Consider the following 22425-nt stretch of genomic DNA (forward strand, 5'->3'; position numbering starts at 1 on the left):
GGCTCCCTGCTTGCCCCTAGGAAAGCGAGCCGTGCCCGGCTTGGGCATAAAAAAAGACCGTAGACCTATATTTTGTCTACAGTCTGAAACGATGCCTGAGAGGCATCGTTTTTTTAGAATGGCCAATTTGCCACGACGAATTGATATACTTTCATCCCGAGGAAGACCCCGAAGATTCCGACGACACCTGGTAATACAGGCGGGGCTGGCAATGGCAATTTGAGTGCTGTAAAGATGGCACCACAGATTAAGCCAGCGAGTAATGAAAGCAGAATTTCTTGCATGTATGATTCCTCCGTCTCTTCTAATGAAAGCGCTTTATAATGACTGAACCGCATTCATTATACAATGACTTTCTCTTTTTGAGAAGTCTAACATCAGTCATCCGTCATTTTCTCATTTTCAGCTCGGAGTCGTAAAACTTCCCGCTCAGCCCAGTTTGAAGGTTCTCGTTCGAACACGCTAGGGATGTTGTTCCAGCGTCCTCCCGTATATTGGTGAATGATGATTTGAGACTGAATCTCTTCTTCATTACTTTCGCGTTTCACATATACATAACGACCATCAGAACGTTGCCTTCTCGCCTTCACGTTATCGACAAGTTGAAGTGCCATCATATCTTTGATGTACGTTTTATGCGATGCATTAAGGATTGGAAAGAGAATTTCAATCCGCTTCTTCATGTTGCGTGTCATCCAGTCTGCGGAAGAACAATACAAGTCTTCTTTTCCGTTTTGATAAAAATAAAAGATACGTGAATGTTCGAGATAGCGATCAATGATGGAGATGACTCGAATGTTTTCAGAGACACCTTTAATTCCGGGGCGTAAACAACAGATTCCTCGAACAATCAAGTCGATTTTTACACCTGCAGAGGAAGCATCATACAATTTTGTGATGATGGCCCGGTCTGTAATCGAATTCATCTTCGCAACGATTCTACCATTCCCATACTTCTCGTGTAGTTTGATTTCATCTTCAATTTTGTTGAGGAAGAAGTCTTTCATATCATCAGGTGACGTCTCGAATTGGTGCCAAGATGGTCGCTCTCCATAACCGGAGAGCCAGTTGAAGAAGTTCGTGGCATCCTCGGCAAGTTCCTCGTTTGTCGTCAAGAGCCCAATATCTGTGTACAGTTTTGCTGTAGAGTCATTATAGTTGCCCGTTCCGAGGTGAATGAATCGTTGCAACACACCACCTTCTAAAATACGTACGACGAGTGTGATTTTTGAATGCGTCTTAAGTTCTTTATAACCGTAAATGACGTGGGCGCCCGCTTTTTCAAGTTGTTTGGCCCATTGAATATTTTTCTCTTCGTCAAATCGTGCTTTCAATTCGACGAGGACGGTCACTTGTTTACCGCTCTCGGCTGCATCGGTCAAGGCCTTGATAATCGGAGAGTCCCCAGAGACCCGATACAGCGTTTGTTTGATCGCCAGTACGTTCGGATCTTTAGCGGCTTGGACGATGAATCGTACGATTGGGTCGAACGAGTGGTACGGGTGGTGAAGAAGATAATCTTGTTTGGCGATACTTTGGAATAAATCTTTTCCGGATTCGAGACCTTCCGGGATAAATGGGATCAACGTCTCATTGATCATGTCGTCATATTCTATCCCGATTTGACTATATATACCGAACAGGAAGGTCAAATCAATCGGACCATCCACAATGAAAATGTCACGGTCGTGCAAATCCAGCACGTCCTGTAGCATGAATAACAGTTCTTTTCGTAATGAGCGTTGCTGCACTTCGAGCCGGATGGCGACCCCATAGCGACGTTTTTTCAGCTCTTTTTCAATTTGTTTCAACACATCGCGACTCCCTTCCTCATGGAAAGGCATATCCGCGTTACGGGTAATCCGGAACGGCATCGTCGATTCGACGACAAACCCTTTAAATAAGGAATCGATAAATTGAATGATCAAATCTTCAAGCAAAATCAAATCGGTATGTTCCTCGTCATCTGTAGGCAGTTCAAGATAACGGGGTAGGACAGAAGGTACTTGAACGAGGGCGAGTCGCTTTTTCCCTTCGCCATTCGAAGCGATTTCGACGGCAATATTTAATGATTTTGATAACAGCATCGGGAAAGGACGGTAGGCGTCGACGGCAATCGGTGTGAGAACCGGGAAGACGTGTGTACGGAAATACTCTTTCACGAATTCTTGTTGTGTCTTGTTCAAATGTTTCGTGCGCAAAAAGCGTACGTTTTGATTGGATAATTGTTTCGTGATTTTCTTATACGTCGCATATTGTGTCTCGACAAGTTCTTGAGCACGCATCGAGATGGCTTTAATCTGTTGCTTCGGAGTGAGTCCTGTCTTGTCTTCCGGACGGTTAAACCCTGCGAGCACCTCATCTTTTAAACCTCCAACACGAACCATATAAAACTCATCTAAGTTTGAACTGAAGATTGCTAGGAACTTCAAGCGTTCCATGAGCGGATTTCGATCATCCACCGCTTCTTCGAGGACACGTTCGTTGAAATCGAGCCAGCTAAGTTCCCGATTGTTGAAATGTTCGTACGTATAGTCGGACATGTTTATTCCTCCTCGTTCAAGACAATCTCAATCGATTGGTCGATTGCGCGTTCTAAGTGTTTTTTATGTCGGGTGCTTCGTTGCAACTCAAAGCGGGCAGACCCGTTCGTATCAAGTGAGAGTGTAAGACCATCTTTTGAGCTAGAGACGTGGATGTCCGTGACGATTTGACGCTCGGTCAAATCGAGCGCGTCGACAAGTTTGACAATTGAACCAAGTAATTCAAGACTCTTCAACAACTTGTGGTCAAACCACTTCGGAAAAGCCTCGATATGTTGTTCTAACACGCGTTTTGATTTAAATGATGTAACGAGCGCGAGTGCGAGTCGATCTTCATTATTCAACCCTTTGAAATCATTCGTTGTGATCAAATGGAACGTGTGGTCGCTCTTATTGTTATGGTCGATATATTCACCGACATATGCGAGACGACAAGCACCCTCGAGTAGACCTGGTTCGAACGGTTTCGGTTTGATGGCCTTCTCTTCAATCAGTCCGGTATACAGCTGACGAGCCAATCGAATCAAGTGTTGGTGACGGGTCGGGTTCACATCATATTGTTTTTCAAAATGTCGAAAGCTTTCTTCTTTCACATCAGCAAATCGCACTTTATCATGCTCATGTAAATAGTTCTCATAAAACAATCCTTCTCGAAGTCCGTTATTGCTCATCGTGAATTCCGGAACTTTCAAATATTTCGCAAGCTCACCGATGGCTGTGACAGCCGGGGCGATGATGTCGACCCGATCTTTTGACAGTCCATCCATTCGCCCGAGTTGCTTGCTCGACATGCCGACGAGCTCATCCACGACTTCTTCGAGTTGATCGGAAGAAATCGTATATTGATGGATTCCTTCAAGTGGGAAATTCGACATGGTCTGTTCGACGCGAACTAAGTTACGGGCTGTCCCTCCGACGCCGACAAGCGGGACACCATGAGGTTCTAACCATTCGATTTCCTTAAATGCTTTCTTTAAGTATGAGGTCAACGCTTTGCGTTCGTCTTTTGTCATCGTATCGTCTTTCATGAACTCTTTCGTCAAGGTGACAGCACCAAACGGGAAGCTATGATAAAAGACAAGCTCACGATTCTGGAAATAGGTGACCTCCATTGATCCCCCACCGATGTCGACAGAGTAACCGTCTTCAACATACGTCGAATTGACAATGGCAGAGTACCCATAGAATGCTTCTTCATAATCACTTAGCAAGCGAATCGTCATACCCGTAGCGTTTTTCACTTGCCGTAAGATATCATCCGAATTGTTTGCATTTCGGATGGCCGCTGTCGCGACAGGAAGAACATCGGTAACGGTATGATAATCGTTCAATTCTTTAAAATGGCGTAGCGTATCGATCAAAGCAGCGATTCCGTCCTCTGTCATTTCATTCGAGTCACTTATATGACTAGATAAACGAGCTACTTCTTTCACGTTTAGTCGCTCGAAATATTGTCCTTCCTCGTTGACTTCAAAGATGACATTCCGAATCGAGTTGGACCCGATATCGATGACTGCTAGTTTCTTTTCCATAAAACCATCCCCTTCATATCTTTAGTGTAATCGACAAGGTTTTGGACGAACATATGATTTACGTGATTTTTAAACATTTAGATTAGCGAAAACGGTCTCGCTTGAAGGCGTGTCGGATATTCTGTATAATACAAACGCCTAGAAAGTAGAAATGATTACGATTTATCAAATGAGAGAAGGGATTAGATGACAGCATCCGTCGTCAAATTAAATGATGTGTCTTATTACTATGATGGGACACCGGCCTTACAACAAGTTTCGATTGATATTCGACAAGGGGACTTCGTCGCCATCGTTGGAGAAAACGGTTCTGGGAAGTCGACATTGATTCGAACGATTCTTGGTTTACTACAACCACAACAAGGGTCCGTTGAACTGTTCGGTAAGCCAATTTCGCAGTTTAAAGACAAGTCTCGTATCAGTTACGTTTCCCAAAAAGCGGCTTCATTTAACTCGGGATTCCCGGTTACCGTTGAAGAAGTTGTGGCGATGGGGAGATATGGCCGCCTCGGTTTATTTAAGCGTCTAAAAATGGAGGACCGGGCAGCGATTCAAAATGCGCTTGAGACGGTCAACATGTGGCAGTTCCGCCATCGTAAAATCGGGGACTTGTCAGGAGGTCAACAACAACGTGTCTTTATCGCGCGGGCAATGGTCAATCAACCTGATTTATTGATTTTAGATGAGCCTACGGTTGGTGTGGACCAGAAACACTTACAAGACTTTTATGAAGTATTGCATATGCTCAGAGAACATACGACGTGTACATTCGTCCTCGTCACCCACGATTTAAACGTCGTGACGGACCTCGTCACGAAAGTCGTCCATCTCGACCGTGGGCGTTTGGCATGTAATTGTGGTCTTCGAGAATATAGCGAGCTCGGTGAACTGGCGTCATCCATTAAACCATATCCTGTAAAAGTGCTTGTCCATGAGGGTACAACATGATTGCAGACCTTTGGACATACAGTTTTTTACGTTATGCGTTCATTGCAGCGCTTGTCATTGGGTTCACAGCACCGCTCATCGGCTCGTTTATCGTCGTCAGACGAATGAGTTTGATTGCTGATGCCCTGTCCCATATGACACTTGCTGGTATTTCATTCAGCTTATTTCTCGGGCAATACATCGCCTTATTTGCTGATCTCAATCCGCTCTATATGGGAACGTTGATTTCGGTATTGGCGGCGCTCGGACTCAATTGGTTAAGAAGTAAATATGTTCACTTTCAAGAATTATCGATTCCCATCATGATGTCAGCTGGTATGGGACTGAGTGCTATTTTCATCTCGCTCTCAAGAGGATTCTCCGTAGATTTGTCTACGTTATTATTCGGATCAATCTCTGCAGTGAGTCAGTCAGATATCACCTTGATTGTAAGTGTGGCGATCTTAACGGTCCTTGTGATCTTTATCTTCTATAAACAGTTATTGTTCTTGTCATTTGATGAAGAACAAGCGAAAGTCTCGGGACTTCCGAGCACAATGCTCCATCTATTGTTTATGTTCATTGTGGCACTTGTCATCGCTGTCAGTATGCGAATCGTCGGGACGCTTCTCGTATCAAGTTTGATTACGCTACCTGTCGCAGCGGCGTTACGTTTCACTTCAAGTTTCAAACAGACAATCCTTTGGTCAATCATCTTTGGTGAAGTTGCGACAATCGGTGGACTTGTCCTCGCTTACGACCTTGATGTCGCACCAGGTGGAGTCATCGTGTTGATCGCGGTCGGCATCTTAGCGGGTGTCATGATTCTTGAAAAAGTGATGAGTTTCAGGAAAAAGGAGGTACAATATGAATGAGACTGAGCAATTGAATCGTCTTCGTGCATCTTCTTTAAAAGTTACGCCGAAACGTCTTGAGATGTACGCCTTTCTCTCTGAAGAAGATCGCTACGTCAGTGCTAAAGACGTACTGGAATATATGCGGGATAAGCATCCGACGATGAGTTTTGATACGGTTTATCGAAACCTCAAATCTTTTGCTGAGGAAGGGCTACTCGAAGCGACAGAGCTTGAAGGTGAAAAGTCGTTTCGCGTCACATGTAGCGCATCGCACCATCATCACCATTTGATTTGTCGAAGTTGCGGAAAGACAAAACTACTTGATTTGTGTCCGATGCGTTTTGTAGAGACAGTGGATCCTGAATTCGAAGTGGTCGATCATAAATTTGAGATATATGGGTATTGTAAAGAATGTAAGCAAAAGGGATTGAATTGATTCAATCCCTTTTTTGTATCGAAAGGGGGAAGTTAGATGATTTACACAGCGAAAGAAATCAAACAGATCGATCAAACCGCCAGTCAAAACGGGATGCCCGGGACAGTATTGATGGAACGAGCGGCTTCGGCAATCGTGCCGAAGATGCAGATAGATTCCTCTTCAACGATTCTAGTGATTTGTGGGAAAGGCAATAACGGCGGAGACGGATGGGTTGTCGCGAGAGAACTGGCGATGAAAGGTCATGACGTGAGCGTTTGGTCACCACTCGGTGAGAGTAAATCGGAGGCGGCATCGACGCACGCGACTTATGCGGCATCATTCGTTCACATCATTGAACAACCGATTGCTACGGACGTCATCATCGATGCGTTGCTCGGTGTCGGACTGTCTGGACCCGTCTCAGGAAAAGCGAGAGACGTCATTGAATGGATCAATGAACAATCGGCAGAGGTGTTGTCGATTGATATCCCTTCCGGTATGCCGAGTGACCACGCTCGTGAGTTTGATGGTCTGGCTGTTCAGGCGACCCATACTTATTCTTTACACGGCTATAAGCGGACAGCTTTTTTGAACCGCACTGCACCTTATTATGGGCAGCTCGAACGAATTGATATCGGGCTCCCGCATACATCGGACTGGAACGTATTGACCGAATCTGATTTTGATCAATCGCTTTTAGAGAGAGACCGATTCAGTCATAAAACGGATTATGGGCACGGCATATTGATTGGAGGGAGTCGTCATCTTCTCGGGGCCCCATTTATGGCTGGCCGCGCAGCACTTCGCTCCGGGATTGGCTTGTTAAACCTCTCGATCCCAAGGGAGGCGAGTCCTCTCATTTCGACGTTACCTGAAGCGATGTACGACCAGCATACGGATCTCTTGGAAAAAACATACGACGCGATTGCAATCGGTCCTGGAATGGTGGAAGGTGAGGGTTTGGACTTGATTTGGCAACAAGTGACTCGGCAGTCGTGTCCTGTCATCGTTGACGCGGGCGCACTATCGACAAAGCGACTTGAAGCACGAGGACCGCTCATCCTCACCCCGCACCCTGGTGAATTTTCTAAATTGACAGGTCAATCGGTTGAAGAAATTGAAAGTGATCGTTTCACCATTGCTGCCGAATTTGCAATAGAGCACCGTGTCCACCTGATTTTAAAAGGGACGTATACCCTTATCGTGGCACCCGATGGAACAGGCGCGGTCAATACAGTGGAAGCCTCTGCCTTAGCCAAAGGAGGGAGCGGCGACGTGTTGACAGGAATTTTGCTCGCATTATGGGCGAGAGAAGGTGGGGCATGGTCACCAAATGAACAAGCAGTCCTTTGGCACGCGCTCGCAGCTAAATCGATCAGTCAAACGATTCATCCAGCAAGTGTACTGGCAAGCGACGTGATTGAAGAACTCGGCCGCATCTAATTAAAAAAGGCACTCCCGTTAGCTGAACGGGAGTGCCTTTTAGCGTTGGTTAAGAACCATTTGTTTTTCGATATGCGCAATCTGATGATGTGCTTCACGCCATGTAGAGATGCGTCTAACACCTTCAGGTAGCACTTTCCGATTGTAAGGTGCATCGAACAATAGGACAGGGATAGACGTTTCTTCGTGGATGGACACTGCATTCTCATAACGGTCCTCCATGAATAATTCGAGTGACAAGTCTTTGACGACATTGATTTTATCGTGTGATCCGGTCATCACGAGCGAATCGAGTGGAAGTCGGTGACTCGTAATCCATTCTTCTGTAACAGGACGAACCGCTTCGCTCCTTGCAGTGACGTAGTGAAGGTGATGTTGTTGTTTCAACTCCCATAATACGTCCAATACATCGGAATGGGGAAGGGAACGACGATAGATTGCTTCCTCATGTCCTTCTTCAATCATAAACTTCCAAAACTCATGCTGTTCCATCTTGGTATACGTATGCAGTTCATACTCTGTCGCACGATGATAGTCAATGGAGTAACCAAGTGATTCATTCATATATATAAAGCAACTTCTAGGGTCTGTTACGGTCCCATCTAAATCAATACCGATTCGCATCTCATCACTCCTCCTCACATGCCCTCTATTCTATCAAAAACCCGCACGGTTGCAACCGTGCGGGTAAGGTGATTCATTAATTTGATTGATTAGCAAGCTCTTGTTCTTCACGCTCGCGTTCAGCCATCTTTTCAGCAGCAATGGCGTCGATTTCTTTTTTCAATTCCTCAACCATCGTGGCTTCAGGAACTTTACGGATAATCTTACCGTGGCGGAAAAGAAGACCTTCATTGCGGGCACCGGCGATACCGATGTCAGCCTCACGTGCTTCACCAGGACCGTTTACCGCGCAACCAAGAACAGCAACTTTAATGTTGACGTTAATGTTTTGGATGTATTCCTCTACTTCTTTCGCGATCGAGATCAAATCGATTTCAATTCGACCACACGTCGGACAAGAAATCAATGTTGCGGCATTTGCAGCAAGACCAAATGACTTGAGCACTTCTTTCGCAACTTTTACCTCTTCGACTGGGTCATCTGAAAGAGAGACACGAACCGTTGAACCGATTCCGAGTGAGAGGATCGCGCCAAGCCCAGCTGCTGATTTAAGTGAACCAGAGAAAAGTGGACCTGATTCTGTGATCCCGACATGGAGCGGGTAATCAAACGTCTTCGCAGCGAGCGTATACGCTTCAAGCGCCAAGTTCACGTCAGAAGCTTTGAGTGAAATGATTGTGTTATAGAATCCGAGATCTTCGAGAATTTTCACGTGGTGCATCGCACTCTCGACCATTCCTTGTGCAGTCGGGTAACCATACTTTTCAAGGAATTGTTTCTCGAGTGACCCGGCATTGACACCGATTCGAATTGGGATTCCTTTTGCTTTCGCGGCGTTTACGACAGCTTCTACTTTTTCGCGTCGACCGATGTTACCTGGGTTGATTCGAATTTTATCGACGCCACTTTCGATGGCTTTTAGTGCAAGCTTGTAGTCGAAGTGAATATCGACAACGAGCGGGATGTTAATGCGGCTCTTGATTTCAGCGAGTGCGTCAGCTGCACGTTCGTCTGGACATGCCACGCGAACAACCTGACACCCAGCTTCTTCTAGACGCTTAATCTCGGCGACAGTTGCCTCGACGTCGTGAGTTTTTGTTGTAGTCATAGATTGAATGACGACTTCGTTCGATCCTCCGATAATCAAATTACCGACACGAATCGGACGAGTTAATGAACGATGCAAAATTTCTGACATATACGTAATCTCCTTCTTTTGGAAAGATTCCAATCGATTTAAGAAAATAAGGTTTCTTCATTATCATAACGAAAAGAATGTGAAAAAGCATCTAGGATGCGTAACGGATGTGTGCTCTTTACAAACTCTAACGTTATCTTAACATCTACTTTATAATTTTCCACCGTCTCAAGACCGATATAAAGGCGAGAATAGAAAAAGAGGTGGCAACATATGAAATGGGGCTTCAAACGGAATCAAATGAAGAAAGCGAGACGAAACAATCGACCGAATCGGCATTATAAAATGGCACACCGCCTCCAATGGACGCTCATGCCGATTATTTTACTAGTCTTTATCATGACGTTTGGTTGGTTCGCGTTAAAGTCTGAACAACTATTGTCCGCAGAAATCGAGCAACGTCTCGTACGAGAAGTCAAGGTCATGCGAGAAGCAGTAAAGACATCCTACAGTGCATACGTTGCAAACGAGAAGCAACTGAACCGTTCATTAAAATCCACTTATATGCAACAAGCTTCTATTTTATCGGGGGATGAATTCGAAGCCGCACAATTTTTAGTGCGTGGACAGTCTATTGAGCAATTGAGTGGACCAAAAGGGATGGAGAGAACAGAAACCCTGGAGAAAGTCGCATCGAAGACGAAACCGGAAGTGACAGAAACGGAGCGATACTTAATGGCATCTATCTCCATTCCTGAGTTGAAAGCGGATTATGTTCTCGTTGTAACGAAAGAATCGACACTTGGTCCGATGAATGAGCTACGACGATTGATCATTTATATCTTATTGATTTCGATGATCGGGATGGCAATCCTATTTACACGATTGATTCAGCGCGAAGTCAGACCGTTGAGTATACTTGCCAATTCATTGCGTTATGCCGTAGAATCGCGCCGATTCGATGATGTGTCACTCGGAGCAAAATCAAAGGAGATTCATATTCTCGAAACGGAGTTCAATACGTTCATTCGCTTATGGAATCAATCTATGGAAATGATGGGGAAGACGGCAAATGCGTTCCATCAAAGTCTTCCTGTCTTTAAACGGGAATTGATGAATAGTCATCATCAAGTGGAACAGTTCCAAGAAGTCGCAACCACTGTAGAACATACGAGTGATTCGTATCAGATGGTAACGAGCGACACTACATCAAAAATGAAGGAAGTGACCGAACAAATCGAAATGCTCGGACGTCAAATGGACAGTGTCGATGAGCGAGGGAATCGCTTGAAGTCCATTTTACATGATGAACTTGAAACGTTTTCTTCTGTCAAAAACGCAAGTGAGTATGTTGAACACCAAATGGGGAATATTCAGAAAAAATTAATCGAAAGCGAAGCCAACTCGTCAAAAGCGGATGAAGCGCTGAAGAGTATCCTCTCGGTTTCGGCAGCCACAAAGATGTTATCGCTAAACGCATCAATCGAAGCAGCAAGAGCGGGCGAGCATGGGAAAGGATTTGCTGTTGTTGCCAGTGAGGTGGGGAACTTAGCGAAAATGACAAATGAAGCGACACTTCTCGCGGTACATGCAATCGAAGCGCTGAACGAGGAGCGAAAGGATTTGTTAGGGGAAGTCAATGACTTTATCAATCAAGTGCATGGATTAAAAGATGCCGTTTCACGAGTAGAGAGCGGAATCGGAACGATCGATCACGAAATCAAAGTGCAGGTAGGTGAGTTTCAAACCATTACGGATCATACCTCACACACAGGTAGACAGCTTTTACAATTAATCGAATCAAATGAGCAACTACGAGAAATCAGTTCGTTACTTGAACAAAAATTGGGAGAGCTGAGCGAGGGAGTCGATCGGTGGTCACACGTTCAATCTGCCTTACGATCTGCGGGCGCAGATTTAGAAGACCAAAGCGAAGCGTTAAATCGAACGCTTGAGGATCTTTCACCAAAATAAAAAACAACGACGAGCGTTCACGAAGACGCTCGTCGTTGTTTTTTTTGAGGTACTTTTGTTAAAGGATAGGTGATATATCCAAGTCCAATCACAAAGCCAATCGAAATCAATGAAGAGTTCATGTGATACAAAATCACTAATAAAATTGTTGGTACAAGTGTCATCGACACTGCGTATGGCCAAGCTTGGCGGTAAGCCCACATGTTTTTGGAATAGACTCTTGTAAATAATTGAACATATAAAGCCATGAAAGCGACCCAGATTAAATAGAAAAAGAAGATGGCGAATCCGTGTAAGAAGAGCCACATCGGAATGAAAAAGTCAGGACGAATCACAATAAAGTCCAAGACGGTAATGAGTAACGTCAACACAAAAGTGGCTCCCATATAGGCGTGAAGCGGAGCGAGGCGGAGACGGAGGGCTCGTTTTGACGGCACTACGCTCGTTCGAATAAACGTAAAAATGGTGGACAACATGCTAAAAACTCCAATCTGTTATATTACAACATCCATAAAATCATTAAAAATAGTACAGTGTTTTAATAAAACTTTTACATAAAACGTGTTTACATGAAGATGCCGATGAAGGCATAATGAGTAGGGCATTAAAAACCAAGCAAATCCAACCAATTCTTAATTAAAAGGAGTACAAAAATCGTGGAATACAATTTGCAAGAAATGTTATTCATGTTTTTTGGAGGTCTAGGGATCTTCCTCTTCGGGATCAAATCGATGGGAGACGGACTCCAAAAGTCTGCAGGGAATCGCCTGCGCGACATCCTAGATAAGTATACAACGAATCCATTCCTTGGTGTACTCGCCGGGATTATCGTTACTGTATTGATTCAATCTTCTTCAGGTACAACCGTTATTACGGTCGGACTTGTTAGCGCCGGCTTCATGACACTCCGTCAAGCGATCGGGGTCATCATGGGGGCAAACATCGGTACAACGGTGACGGCATTTATCATCGGATTCGATGTCGGTGAGTATTCACTGCCGATGATTGCAATCGGTGCAGTCTTACTCTTCTTCTTTAAGAAAGAACGTTTCCAACATCTTGGACAAGTCATCTTTGGACTTGGTGCATTGTTCTATGGTCTAGAGTTGATGGGAGACGGCATGCGTCCGCTCCGCTCAAGTGAATATTTCATCGACTTGACGCAATCAATGAGTGACAATCCGTTCCTCGGTGTCATCGTCGGTACTGTATTTACAGTCATCGTCCAGTCATCATCTGCAACAATCGGAATTTTACAAGAGCTCTATGCAGGTGGTTCAATCGACTTGGGTGCCGCTCTTCCAGTATTGTTTGGTGACAATATCGGTACGACGATCACAGCTATTTTGGCATCAATCGGTGCATCGGTTGCCGCACGCCGCGCAGCTGCAGCACACGTTATCTTTAACTTAATCGGAACGACGATCTTCATGGTCTTGTTAGTTCCGTTCACAAACTATATTTATTGGATTACAGACTTCTTGGCAATTGAAGACAAGATGCAAATTGCATTCGCACACGGAACGTTTAACGTCGTCAACACATTCGTTCAGTTCTGGTTCATCGGTTCGATTGCTTGGCTCGTGACGAAGTTGGTTCCTGGTGAGGACTCGATTGTTGATACGAAAGCACAGCATTTGGATCCAATCTTCATTCAACAGTCTCCTTCGATTGCAGTGGAGCAAGCGAAATACGAAGTCATCCGCATGGGTGATTTTGCAAAACTTGGTCTCGATGAAGCGCGCAACTATTTGACAACAGGGGATAAGAAACACTCTGAAAAGTCTGCGCATATCGAAGAAGCGTTAAACTCGTTGAATGCGAAAATCACAGATTACCTTGTGAAATTGGCTGCGGTTGATTTGACAGAGCAAGAATCACAAGAACACAAGACGCTCATGCATGCGATCAACGACATCGAACGTATCGGTGACCACGTTGAAAACATCATTGAGTTGATTGACTATAAGACTGCTACGAAAGTGACACTTTCGACAGAGGCTCAAAAAGAATTGACTGAAATGTATGACCTCACACGCGAAACGTTAGAGAAATCACTTCAGACGTTAGCGAGCGGTGACATGGTCGAAGCACGTAAAGTCATCGAAATGGAAGCGAAACTCGATATGCTCGAGCGTCAATTCCGTAAAAACCACGTTGTTCGTTTGAACACGGGTGCTTGTGATGGACAAGCAGGTATGTTCTTCGTCGACATGCTCTCAAACCTTGAGCGCATCGGTGACCATGCCATGAACATCACAGAAATCACGCTCGAAGATGCGAACGAAGTGACGGTATAAAGATGAGGCACTCCAACTACATGTTGGAGTGTTTTTCTTTTTAATGGAAAGGAATTTCCCTTGACAGTATGGAGCATATTCAGTATATTATTACTGTATAACAACATGGCGGTGTAGCTCAGCTGGCTAGAGCGTACGGTTCATACCCGTGAGGTCGTGGGTTCGACTCCCTCCGCCGCTACTTATAAGGACCCTTAGCTCAGCTGGTTAGAGCAGACGGCTCATAACCGTCCGGTCGTAGGTTCAAGTCCTACAGGGTCCATTTGAAACAACTTTCATTTTGTGAAAGTTGTTTTTTTGTTTTCAATCTAAAATTCGTGGGTAAATAGTCGTTAGCATTTTGTTTTTTGAAAAATATGAAATGAGGCGGACAAAATGGAACGAAATCACACCATGATGCAGTTTTTTGAATGGCATGTCGAAGCGGATCAAAAACATTGGAAGCGGTTAAAAGAGAGAGCGGAAGATTTAAATAAAGCTGGGATCACGGCGCTTTGGTTACCTCCTGTTACAAAAGGTCAAAGTGGCGAGGATACGGGTTACGGGATTTATGATTTATATGATTTAGGAGAATTCGATCAAAAAGGGTCGATTGCCACGAAATACGGAACGAAAAAAGAGCTTCTTGAAGCGACAACCTATTGTCAGCAAGAACTCGGGATGCAAATTTATATGGATGTCGTCATGAACCATAAAGCAGGAGCAGATGCGACCGAGAAGTTCGAAGTGCTCGAAGTGGATCAGAATGATCGCACGAAAGTGCTGTCTGACGAGCCTTTTGAAATCGAAGGATGGACAAAGTTTGATTATGAAGCTCGTGATGGGAAGTATTCTACATTTAAATGGGACTTCACACATTTTAACGGGACGGATTATGATGCAGCGACAGACCGTTCTGGCATTTTCTTTATAGTTGGAGAGAATAAAAGATGGAACGACAATGTCGATGACGAATTCGGTGTCTATGACTATTTGATGTTCGCAAACATCGATTATCATCATCCTGAAGTTCGGGAAGAAGTATTGAGCTGGGGTAAATGGTTCATTGAGGAAACGAAATGTGACGGATTCCGATTGGATGCAATCAAACATATCAACTATGACTTCGTAAAAGAATTCAGTCAGACGATGCGTGAAGAAAAGGGAGATGAATTTTATTTCGTCGGAGAGTTCTGGAAGTCAGATCTTGACGCATGCCGTGAATTCCTCGATAACATCGATTACCACGTCGATTTATTCGATGTTCCGCTCCACTATAAATTACATCAGGCGTCAGAGGAAGGGGCCGCATTCGATATGCGCACCATTTTTGATGATACGCTCGTCCAGTCACACCCGCTCCATTCAGTGACATTTGTAGACAATCACGATTCGCAACCGGAAGAGGCGCTTGAGTCGTGGGTAAAAGATTGGTTCAAACAAATCGCATACGGTCTCGTCTTGCTTCGTAAAGATGGCTATCCATGTGTTTTCTACGGGGATTACTACGGCATCGACGGTCCCCGCCCGACTGATGGGATGAAACTCGCCATTGACACACTTCTTTATGCTCGTCGGGAAAAGGCTTATGGGGAACAGGATGATTACTTTGATGATGCAAACGTCATCGGTTGGGTACGCAAAGGTGTGGAGGAGATCGAACGTTCAGGATGTGCCGTTCTCATCTCCACTTCGGACGAGGCTGAAAAGCGAATGTTCGTCGGGGAAGAGCGAGCTGGCGAAACATGGGTCGACTTGACGAATACACGAGAAGATAAAATTGAGATTGATGATGAAGGATTTGGGGTATTTAAAGTGGCGGCGGGATCTATTTCAGTCTGGGCGTTACCAGAAGAAGATGTAGAGTGAAGCATTACAATTGAGTCGACCGTCACAAATCTGTTACATTTATAACGAACGTTGTTCAAAACACTTTTAAGGGGGATTTTAGTAATGGCTAAATTTGAATTACCACAACTTGATTACGCATATGATGCACTCGAACCACACATTGACGCACGCACGATGGAAATCCACCACACGAAACACCACAACACTTACGTCACAAACGTAAACAATGCACTCGAAGGAAAAGACGTGGAGTACTCTTCACTCGAAGACTTGCTTCAAAAAATCGATTCGCTTCCTGCTGACATTCAAACTGCTGTCCGTAACAATGGTGGCGGCCACTGGAACCACTCGTTCTTCTGGAAACTCTTGAAGAAAAACGAGAACGGGACACCTTCAGGCGATCTCGCTGCTGCAATCGACGAGTCGTTCGGTAGCTTTGATGCATTCAAAGACGAGTTCACAAAAGCTGCAACTACTCGTTTCGGTTCAGGATGGGCATGGCTCGTCGTGAAGAACGGCAAACTCGAAGTGACGTCTACACCAAACCAAGATTCACCGATCATGGAAGGCGTTACGCCAATCCTCGGACTTGACGTTTGGGAGCACGCTTACTACTTGAACTACCAAAACCGTCGTCCTGACTATATCAATGCATTCTTCCACGTCATCGACTGGGATTATGTTGCGAAATTGTACGCTGACGCAAAATAAGTCGTTTGTCCCGAGATTCTTCATAGAGTCTCGGGTTTTTTTGTGTCTTTCATTAATTTGTAAACAAATTATGATATAGTGAAAAACGGACAAAATAGTAGATGACCGTGTACGCTATACTATAGAAGGAATCGATTTTGGAAGGAGATAACGGACTTGGCAAAAAATCGTGTGAAAGTGCCGAAGAAACGGCGAAACCACTTACCGTTACGTTTGAATTTGTTATTTTTCATCGTCTTCGTTCTATTTGCGACCTTAATCTTTCGATTAGGTGTCGTTCAAATCGTGAATGGGGAGTTGATTGCACGTGAAGTTCAAAAAACTGAGTCAAGTAAGATTAAATACGAGGTACCGCGAGGGAAGATTTATGACCGTAACGGTCAAGTGCTCGCGGATACGATTTCAAACTACTCGATCATGTACCGTCGTTCGCAAGTGACGAAAGCGGATGAACGCTTAGATGTCGCCAAAAAGTTATCGGAAATCGTCGATATTCCGAAAGAAGATCGCAAAATGACGGAACGTGACCGTAAGGATTACTGGATTGCAACGAATCCAGAACTCGCACAAGAACGTACACAAGCATTGATGGAGGAGTTACCGGAAGATGAGCGGGCTGCCTTGTCCAACCAAGATGTGGACCGGCTCTTGCTCGACTCCATTACAGAAGAAGAAATCACGTTCGATGATGCGACAGAAGAAATCATCGCGATCAAACATAATATGGAGAGCGGCTATGCGCTCGACCCACAAGTCATCAAAATCGGTGCAAGTCCGAAAGAGATGGCAGTCATTGAAGAAAATTTAGAAATGTTGCCAGGCGTGAGCGTCGAGCCATACTATCAACGGGACTATCCGTTCGATGAGACGTTCAAGAGTTTCTTAGGAAGCTATCGTCAAATCCCGGCAGAACAACGAGCTTCATATCAGGCGAAAGGATATGGACTGAACGACCGTGTCGGGACGTCCTACTTGGAGCAACAATATGAAGACGTCCTTCGCGGGACGCCTGCATACGATGTGTTCACGACGTATAAAGGTGAACCGGTCGGAGAACCGACTCGCGTGAGTGGGAACCCGGGGAAAGATATTGTATTGTCGACTGATATTGAATTCCAAAAAGAAGTCGACGAGATTTTGAAAAAAGCGATTCGGGCCGGACGTTCGGGAAGTCCTCATTTCGACCGAGCGTTTGCTGTTGTCATGAACCCGCAGACGGGTGAACTCCTCGCCTTGTCAGGTCAGGAGCTTGATTTAGAGACAAACGAATTCAAAGATGTCTCGACAGGTACCGTGCTCCGTGCCAGCCAAATCGGGTCAACCATCAAAGGGGCGACGGTCGCTTATGGATTCGAAGAAGGTGTCGTCGAGCCGGGAGAATATATTTATGACGCACCGATTCGAATCGGATCGTCGACCAAAGCCTCTTACCGTAACATGGGAAACATTAATGATTTAGATGCACTCGCGATGTCGTCAAACATTTATATGTTCCAGATTGCCTTGCGTTTGGCTGACTATTATTCGACTGGACAAATTGTCGGGGAAAACGTCACACAGGCGTTTGAAACGATGGAACATTATTATAAACAGTTCGGACTCGGAATCGAGACGGGAATTGATTTACCGTTCGAGTCGACCGGATTCCGTAGCGTTCCCGACCGTGTCACGCTCCTCATGGATATGTCAATCGGACAGTATATCTCGTATACGCCAATCCAGTTGGCACAATACACCTCTGCGTTAGCGAATGGCGGTTATCGCATTCAGCCGCATTTACTGAAGGAAATCATTGAACCAGGTTCGCTCGATGAAAACAAGAAACAAGTCGTCAGCACGTTCCAACCGAACGCGTTGAATAAAGTCGATATTCAAGACGAGTATATTGAGCGGGTTCGTGAAGGATATCGTCAAGGGGTTGAATCTTCATCCGGTTCATCTCGAATTTTGCAACAGACAGGGATGACTGCGGCCGGTAAGACAGGGACGGCACAGGCTATTGCTGAAGGTGCAGACGGTCAGGCGAAACGTAATGCAAAAGGTGAACCAGTCAAGACGCTTAACTCGAACCACGTCGGTTGGGCGCCGTTCGATGATCCTGAAATCGCATGGGCAATCATCATGCCTGGACTAGAGGCGGAAGGAATCAACACGCGGGTCGCGCACGATATTATGAAAGCTTACTTTAACTTAGAAGATGTGAATGCAATGCTTCAATGAAAGAAGTCACTTCGGTGACTTCTTTTTTTGTCTTTACAATTCTTTTACGTTCCGTTTATTTCTCGTTAATAGAAGTTCATTAGGATATTAATTGTAGGACAGAACAACAGATCCACAACAAAAATCAAAGCAAACTCAAGGAGGACGTCACAAATGTCTTGGATGAAAAAATCAGCTTTACTCGCTTCAATCACTTCGGTCGCACTCGTAGGTGCAGCCTGTGGGAACAATGAAGAAGGAAGTGGCGCTGCTGAAGGCGATGCGCTCTCAGGAAAAGTCGTCATGGACGGATCATCAACTGTATTCCCAATCATGGAAGCAGTCGCAGAAGAATATTCAGCTGAACAACCAGAAGTTGAAGTGACAGTCGGTGTCTCTGGTACGGGTGGTGGCTTCAAACGCTTCGTGACGGGAGAGACAGACTTCTCGAACGCATCACGTGAAATCAAAGAAGAAGAAGCAGCTGAAGCTGAGAAAAATGGTGTGGAATTTACACAACTCTCAGTCGCACTTGATGGTCTTTCACTCGTTGTGAACCCAGCAAACGATTGGGCACAAGATATCACAATTGAAGAATTGAATAAAATGTGGACAGATACAAGCGTGAAAACGTGGAAAGACGTTCGCTCGGACTGGCCAGATGAGGAAATCTCATTCTTCGCACCAGGTAAAGATTCAGGTACGTACGATTTCTTCGACGAGAAAGTTCTTGATGAGACAGATATTCGTCAAGACGCACAATTGTCTGAAGATGACAACGTACTCGTCACAGGTGTAGCTGGGACAGAAGGGGCAATCGGATTCTTCGGATTTGCTTACTACCTCGAGAACCAAGACACACTTCGTGCCTTGAATGTTGAAGGAGTAGAGCCGACACATGACACAATCAACGATTTGTCTTACCCGCTCTCGCGTGAAATTTACACGTATGTCAACAACGCTTCGTTGAAAGACAAAGAGCAAGTAGCTGACTTCGCACGCTTCATGAACGAAAATGCAGCTGACCTTTCTGAAGAGGTTGGTTACGTAAAAATGGAGCAAGCGCGTTACGACGAAAACATGAAGATGATCGATGAGATCGCTGGAGAATAAGATGATACGTGGCAGAAGGTGAGGGTAGCTCTCACCTTCTCGCCATGCTTTCTAGTATGAAGAGGTAGGGAGCGATACACGAGATGAATGAACCAAACAAAGAGCTCTCGATTCGAGAGATGATTCAACAAAATAAACAAAAGAAATATAGTACGACGAACGTGTTTGATAAAATCATGCCGTTCTTATTATTCTTGAGCGCATTCGTATCGGTCGTCACCACAATCGGTATTGCGTTCACACTTGGCTTTGAGCTATTCAAGTTCTTTGAACGAGTGCCTGTCGCTGAATTTTTAGGAACGACAGAATGGTATCCGCTTAGTGCAGACCAGCGCTTCGGGGTATGGGCCCTTGTGATGGGAACACTCCAAATTACTGTGATTGCGATGATTGTTGCCGTACCGCTTGGACTGGCGTCTGCGATTTATTTGAGTGAGTACGCTTCGGAGCGAGCGCGTCGTGTATTAAAGCCGATCTTAGAAGTGTTGGCAGGTGTACCGACCATCGTATTCGGTTTCTTCGCGTTGTCATTCATCACACCGATTTTGCAAGCGTTGATTCCAGGACTTCAAATTTACAATGCGCTTAGTCCTGGTATTGTCGTCGGGATCATGATTATTCCGATGATCGCTTCGATTTCTGAGGATGCGATGAGTGCGGTGCCGAAGAAAATTCGAGATGGCGCGCTCGGTCTAGGTGCAACACGCCTTGAAGTGGCGACGAAGGTCGTCATGCCGGCAGCGACATCTGGTATCATTGCTTCAATCGTTCTCGGAATGAGCCGTGCGATTGGGGAGACGATGATTGTAACGATTGCGGGTGGGTCGCAACCGAACTTCGAGTTCAATCCGCTCAATGCGATTCAGACGATGACAGCATATATCGTTCAAATCGCAAAAGGTGACGCAGGTTACGGAACAATCGAATATTACAGTATCTATGCGGTCGGTGCGTTGTTGTTCGTCTTCACTCTGTTGATGAACTTGCTCGCAAACTGGGTGACGCGCCGCTTCAGAGAGGAGTACTAATATGGCTTTACCGAACAGTGAGTTCAAGAATACGAAGAACCTGATGGATCGTGAAACGGTGTCTGAACGAATCAAACGCCGTTTACAACTGAATGAAATTTTCAAATATGTCTTTTTGGCAGGACTCGTCTTTGCATTAGTCGTCTTGTCGACATTGATCTATGACATCGTCTCAAAAGGGGCGGGCTGGGTCGACCTTGATTTCTTACGTAACTTCCCGTCACGTCGTCCTGAAGATGCTGGTCTATATCCTGCATTAATCGGGTCATTTTGGTTAATGTTATTGATCGTACCAATGGTGTTCGTCATTGGTGTCGGTGCAGCCATCTATCTAGAAGAGTACGCACCGAAGAATCGAATGACTTCATTTATCGAAGTCAATATTTCGAACTTGGCTGGTGTGCCTTCAATCGTTTTCGGATTGCTCGGATTAACGATATTCGTCCGTGTCATGGAATTAGGAAACTCGGTTATGGCAGGTGCGTTAACGCTCGGACTCATGAGTTTACCGATCGTCATCGTAGCCTCACAAGAAGCATTACGGGCAGTCAAGATGGAGTTACGACACGCTTCTTTAGCGCTAGGAGCTTCAAAATGGCAGACCACGTTCAATGTCGTCTTGCCGTCAGCGATTCCTGGGATTATCACAGGAATCATTCTAGCCGTGTCTCGTGCAATCGGTGAAACAGCACCGTTGATCATGGTCGGTGCAGCAACATTTATTTCAACAACACCAAGCGGAATTTTCTCTGACTTCACGGCGCTCCCAATCCAGATCTATAACTGGACGAGCCGACCGCAAGCAGAGTTCCAAAACTTGGCCGCGGCAGGAATCATCGTACTCATGACAATGCTCATTGCGATGAACTCTGTAGCGATTTATATCCGAAACAAATATACGAACCGACATTGAGTCGTTTTTGCAGATGAATGAGGAGGAAGCTCGAGATGATGAAACAACAAGAGCTCAATAAAGGAGATCAAAACGTGAACACAACTACGACAGAACCGACAACAACTGAGATGAAAAAAGATAGCGCTTATGTCGTCAACAATTTGAACTTATGGTACGGCGAAGACCAAGCTTTGATTGACGTCAACCTCGATATTAAAAAGAATGAAGTTACGGCAATCATCGGACCATCTGGGTGCGGGAAATCAACATTCATTAAAACGTTGAATCGCATGGTAGAACTCGTACCATCTGTTCGAACGAATGGTGAAATTTTGTATCATGGTCGGAACATCTTCGACCGTGGATATAAAGTAGAAGATTTACGTACATCGGTCGGAATGGTATTCCAACAACCAAACCCGTTCCCGAAATCAGTATATGATAACGTAGCGTACGGCCCTCGTACGCACGGCATCAAAAATAAAAAAGTACTCGATGAGATCGTCGAGCGTTCACTTCGTGGCGCTGCCATTTGGGATGAAGTGAAAGATCGTCTGAACGAAAACGCATACGGACTTTCTGGTGGACAGCAACAACGTCTCTGTATCGCCCGTACGTTAGCGATCGAACCTGACGTCATCTTGATGGATGAGCCGACATCTGCCCTTGATCCGATTTCTACGTTGAAAGTGGAAGAACTCGTTCAAGAGTTGAAAGAGCAATACTCAATCATTATCGTCACGCATAACATGCAACAAGCTGCCCGTGTTTCGGATAAAACGGCCTTCTTCTTAAATGGAGAAGTTGTCGAGTTCGATGTAACAGATAAGATTTTCTCGAATCCATCTGACAAACGGACGGAAGACTATATTTCTGGCCGTTTCGGTTAAGGA

General features: G+C 45.1%; 19 protein-coding genes and 2 tRNA genes. 15 read left to right on the forward strand and 6 right to left on the reverse strand.

Features of this window, described 5'->3' with window-relative positions:
- Positions 1–113: 113 nt before the first annotated feature.
- The 3 genes from KNO99_RS09715 to KNO99_RS09725 form a co-directional block, all read right to left on the reverse strand.
- Positions 114–284, reverse strand: coding sequence for a DUF1427 family protein (locus tag KNO99_RS09715; protein ID WP_074033351.1), 171 nt, complete (start codon positions 282–284; stop codon positions 114–116).
- A 93-nt stretch (positions 285–377) separates the two neighbouring features.
- Positions 378–2543, reverse strand: coding sequence for an RNA degradosome polyphosphate kinase (locus tag KNO99_RS09720; protein WP_214747931.1), 2166 nt, complete (start codon positions 2541–2543; stop codon positions 378–380).
- Positions 2544–2545: 2 nt separating this feature from the next.
- The gene (locus KNO99_RS09725; RefSeq protein WP_214747934.1) at positions 2546–4075 is read right to left on the reverse strand and encodes a Ppx/GppA family phosphatase; all 1530 of its coding nucleotides are present in this window, start codon (positions 4073–4075) and stop codon (positions 2546–2548) included.
- A 186-nt stretch (positions 4076–4261) separates the two neighbouring features.
- Here KNO99_RS09725 and KNO99_RS09730 point away from each other — a divergent pair, with 186 nt between their 5' ends.
- The 4 genes from KNO99_RS09730 to KNO99_RS09745 are packed head-to-tail and all read left to right on the forward strand — an operon-like array spanning position 4262 to position 7720.
- Positions 4262–5023, forward strand: coding sequence for a metal ABC transporter ATP-binding protein (locus tag KNO99_RS09730; protein WP_074033348.1), 762 nt, complete (start codon positions 4262–4264; stop codon positions 5021–5023).
- Entirely contained in the window at positions 5020–5877 is an 858-nt protein-coding gene (locus tag KNO99_RS09735; RefSeq protein ID WP_214747937.1) for a metal ABC transporter permease, read from the forward strand. The genes KNO99_RS09730 and KNO99_RS09735 overlap by 4 nt, the downstream gene beginning before the upstream one ends.
- Positions 5870–6295, forward strand: a complete 426-nt coding sequence (locus KNO99_RS09740) for a Fur family transcriptional regulator (protein WP_214747940.1) — start codon at positions 5870–5872, stop codon at positions 6293–6295. Before KNO99_RS09735 ends, KNO99_RS09740 begins: the two co-directional genes overlap by 8 nt.
- Positions 6296–6331: 36 nt before the next feature.
- Positions 6332–7720, forward strand: coding sequence for an NAD(P)H-hydrate dehydratase (locus KNO99_RS09745; RefSeq protein WP_214747943.1), 1389 nt, complete (start codon positions 6332–6334; stop codon positions 7718–7720).
- A 39-nt stretch (positions 7721–7759) separates the two neighbouring features.
- Here KNO99_RS09745 and KNO99_RS09750 read toward each other — a convergent pair whose 3' ends face one another.
- Positions 7760–8344: a hypothetical protein gene (locus tag KNO99_RS09750; protein WP_214747945.1), complete on the reverse strand. Its 585-nt coding sequence runs from the start codon at positions 8342–8344 to the stop codon at positions 7760–7762.
- Positions 8345–8420: 76 nt separating this feature from the next.
- The gene (ispG, locus tag KNO99_RS09755) at positions 8421–9542 is read right to left on the reverse strand and encodes a flavodoxin-dependent (E)-4-hydroxy-3-methylbut-2-enyl-diphosphate synthase (protein ID WP_074033343.1); all 1122 of its coding nucleotides are present in this window, start codon (positions 9540–9542) and stop codon (positions 8421–8423) included.
- Positions 9543–9755: 213 nt separating this feature from the next.
- Between ispG and KNO99_RS09760 the strand changes: the two genes are divergently transcribed.
- Positions 9756–11456, forward strand: coding sequence for a methyl-accepting chemotaxis protein (locus tag KNO99_RS09760; RefSeq protein ID WP_214747946.1), 1701 nt, complete (start codon positions 9756–9758; stop codon positions 11454–11456).
- Positions 11457–11473: 17 nt separating this feature from the next.
- Here the strand turns inward: KNO99_RS09760 and KNO99_RS09765 are convergent, their stop codons facing one another.
- Positions 11474–11932, reverse strand: a complete 459-nt coding sequence (locus KNO99_RS09765; RefSeq protein ID WP_214693050.1) for a hypothetical protein — start codon at positions 11930–11932, stop codon at positions 11474–11476.
- Between the two features lie 180 nt (positions 11933–12112).
- Here KNO99_RS09765 and KNO99_RS09770 point away from each other — a divergent pair, with 180 nt between their 5' ends.
- The 10 genes from KNO99_RS09770 (at position 12113) to pstB (ending at position 22422) form a co-directional block, all read left to right on the forward strand.
- The gene (locus KNO99_RS09770) at positions 12113–13756 is read left to right on the forward strand and encodes a Na/Pi cotransporter family protein (protein WP_214747948.1); all 1644 of its coding nucleotides are present in this window, start codon (positions 12113–12115) and stop codon (positions 13754–13756) included.
- A gap of 107 nt (positions 13757–13863) precedes the next feature.
- Positions 13864–13937, forward strand: a tRNA-Met gene (locus KNO99_RS09775).
- A gap of 7 nt (positions 13938–13944) precedes the next feature.
- Positions 13945–14018, forward strand: a tRNA-Ile gene (locus tag KNO99_RS09780).
- 113 nt (positions 14019–14131) lie between these two features.
- Positions 14132–15604, forward strand: a complete 1473-nt coding sequence (locus KNO99_RS09785) for an alpha-amylase (RefSeq protein WP_214747950.1) — start codon at positions 14132–14134, stop codon at positions 15602–15604.
- Between the two features lie 84 nt (positions 15605–15688).
- On the forward strand, positions 15689–16297 hold the full coding sequence (locus tag KNO99_RS09790) for a superoxide dismutase (protein ID WP_074033338.1): 609 nt from the start codon (positions 15689–15691) through the stop codon (positions 16295–16297).
- Between the two features lie 156 nt (positions 16298–16453).
- The gene (locus tag KNO99_RS09795) at positions 16454–18517 is read left to right on the forward strand and encodes a peptidoglycan D,D-transpeptidase FtsI family protein (protein ID WP_214747952.1); all 2064 of its coding nucleotides are present in this window, start codon (positions 16454–16456) and stop codon (positions 18515–18517) included.
- A gap of 153 nt (positions 18518–18670) precedes the next feature.
- Positions 18671–19609 carry a PstS family phosphate ABC transporter substrate-binding protein gene (locus tag KNO99_RS09800; protein ID WP_214747954.1) on the forward strand — a complete coding sequence of 313 codons (939 nt, stop codon included), beginning with the start codon at positions 18671–18673 and terminating at the stop codon, positions 19607–19609.
- Between the two features lie 83 nt (positions 19610–19692).
- Positions 19693–20637 carry a phosphate ABC transporter permease subunit PstC gene (gene pstC / locus KNO99_RS09805; protein ID WP_214747955.1) on the forward strand — a complete coding sequence of 315 codons (945 nt, stop codon included), beginning with the start codon at positions 19693–19695 and terminating at the stop codon, positions 20635–20637.
- 1 nt (position 20638) lies between these two features.
- Positions 20639–21550 (forward strand): phosphate ABC transporter permease PstA, encoded by a 912-nt coding sequence (gene pstA / locus KNO99_RS09810; protein ID WP_214747957.1) that lies wholly within the window; start codon positions 20639–20641, stop codon positions 21548–21550.
- Between the two features lie 110 nt (positions 21551–21660).
- A complete protein-coding gene (gene pstB / locus KNO99_RS09815) occupies positions 21661–22422 on the forward strand; it encodes a phosphate ABC transporter ATP-binding protein PstB (RefSeq protein WP_224862754.1) in 762 nt (253 codons plus the stop codon).
- The last annotated feature ends 3 nt before the right edge of the window (positions 22423–22425 follow it).

The organism is Exiguobacterium sp. s189, from assembly GCF_018617615.1.
In the GTDB taxonomy this organism is placed as follows: Bacteria; Bacillota; Bacilli; order Exiguobacteriales; family Exiguobacteriaceae; genus Exiguobacterium; species Exiguobacterium aestuarii_A.

Bases quoted from the DNA above. Each gene is read 5' to 3' on its own strand.
- KNO99_RS09745 (WP_214747943.1), top strand. From the start codon at position 6,332: ATGATTTACACAGCGAAAGAAATCAAACAGATCGATCAAACCGCCAGT.
- KNO99_RS09730 (WP_074033348.1), top strand. From the start codon at position 4,262: ATGACAGCATCCGTCGTCAAATTAAATGATGTGTCTTATTACTATGAT.
- KNO99_RS09740 (WP_214747940.1), top strand. From the start codon at position 5,870: ATGAATGAGACTGAGCAATTGAATCGTCTTCGTGCATCTTCTTTAAAA.
- pstC (WP_214747955.1), top strand. From the start codon at position 19,693: ATGAATGAACCAAACAAAGAGCTCTCGATTCGAGAGATGATTCAACAA.
- pstA (WP_214747957.1), top strand. From the start codon at position 20,639: ATGGCTTTACCGAACAGTGAGTTCAAGAATACGAAGAACCTGATGGAT.
- KNO99_RS09760 (WP_214747946.1), top strand. From the start codon at position 9,756: ATGAAATGGGGCTTCAAACGGAATCAAATGAAGAAAGCGAGACGAAAC.
- KNO99_RS09750 (WP_214747945.1), bottom strand. From the start codon at position 8,344: ATGCGAATCGGTATTGATTTAGATGGGACCGTAACAGACCCTAGAAGT.
- KNO99_RS09790 (WP_074033338.1), top strand. From the start codon at position 15,689: ATGGCTAAATTTGAATTACCACAACTTGATTACGCATATGATGCACTC.
- KNO99_RS09765 (WP_214693050.1), bottom strand. From the start codon at position 11,932: ATGTTGTCCACCATTTTTACGTTTATTCGAACGAGCGTAGTGCCGTCA.
- KNO99_RS09725 (WP_214747934.1), bottom strand. From the start codon at position 4,075: ATGGAAAAGAAACTAGCAGTCATCGATATCGGGTCCAACTCGATTCGG.
- KNO99_RS09720 (WP_214747931.1), bottom strand. From the start codon at position 2,543: ATGTCCGACTATACGTACGAACATTTCAACAATCGGGAACTTAGCTGG.
- KNO99_RS09785 (WP_214747950.1), top strand. From the start codon at position 14,132: ATGGAACGAAATCACACCATGATGCAGTTTTTTGAATGGCATGTCGAA.
- KNO99_RS09735 (WP_214747937.1), top strand. From the start codon at position 5,020: ATGATTGCAGACCTTTGGACATACAGTTTTTTACGTTATGCGTTCATT.
- KNO99_RS09800 (WP_214747954.1), top strand. From the start codon at position 18,671: ATGTCTTGGATGAAAAAATCAGCTTTACTCGCTTCAATCACTTCGGTC.
- ispG (WP_074033343.1), bottom strand. From the start codon at position 9,542: ATGTCAGAAATTTTGCATCGTTCATTAACTCGTCCGATTCGTGTCGGT.
- KNO99_RS09715 (WP_074033351.1), bottom strand. From the start codon at position 284: ATGCAAGAAATTCTGCTTTCATTACTCGCTGGCTTAATCTGTGGTGCC.
- pstB (WP_224862754.1), top strand. From the start codon at position 21,661: ATGAAAAAAGATAGCGCTTATGTCGTCAACAATTTGAACTTATGGTAC.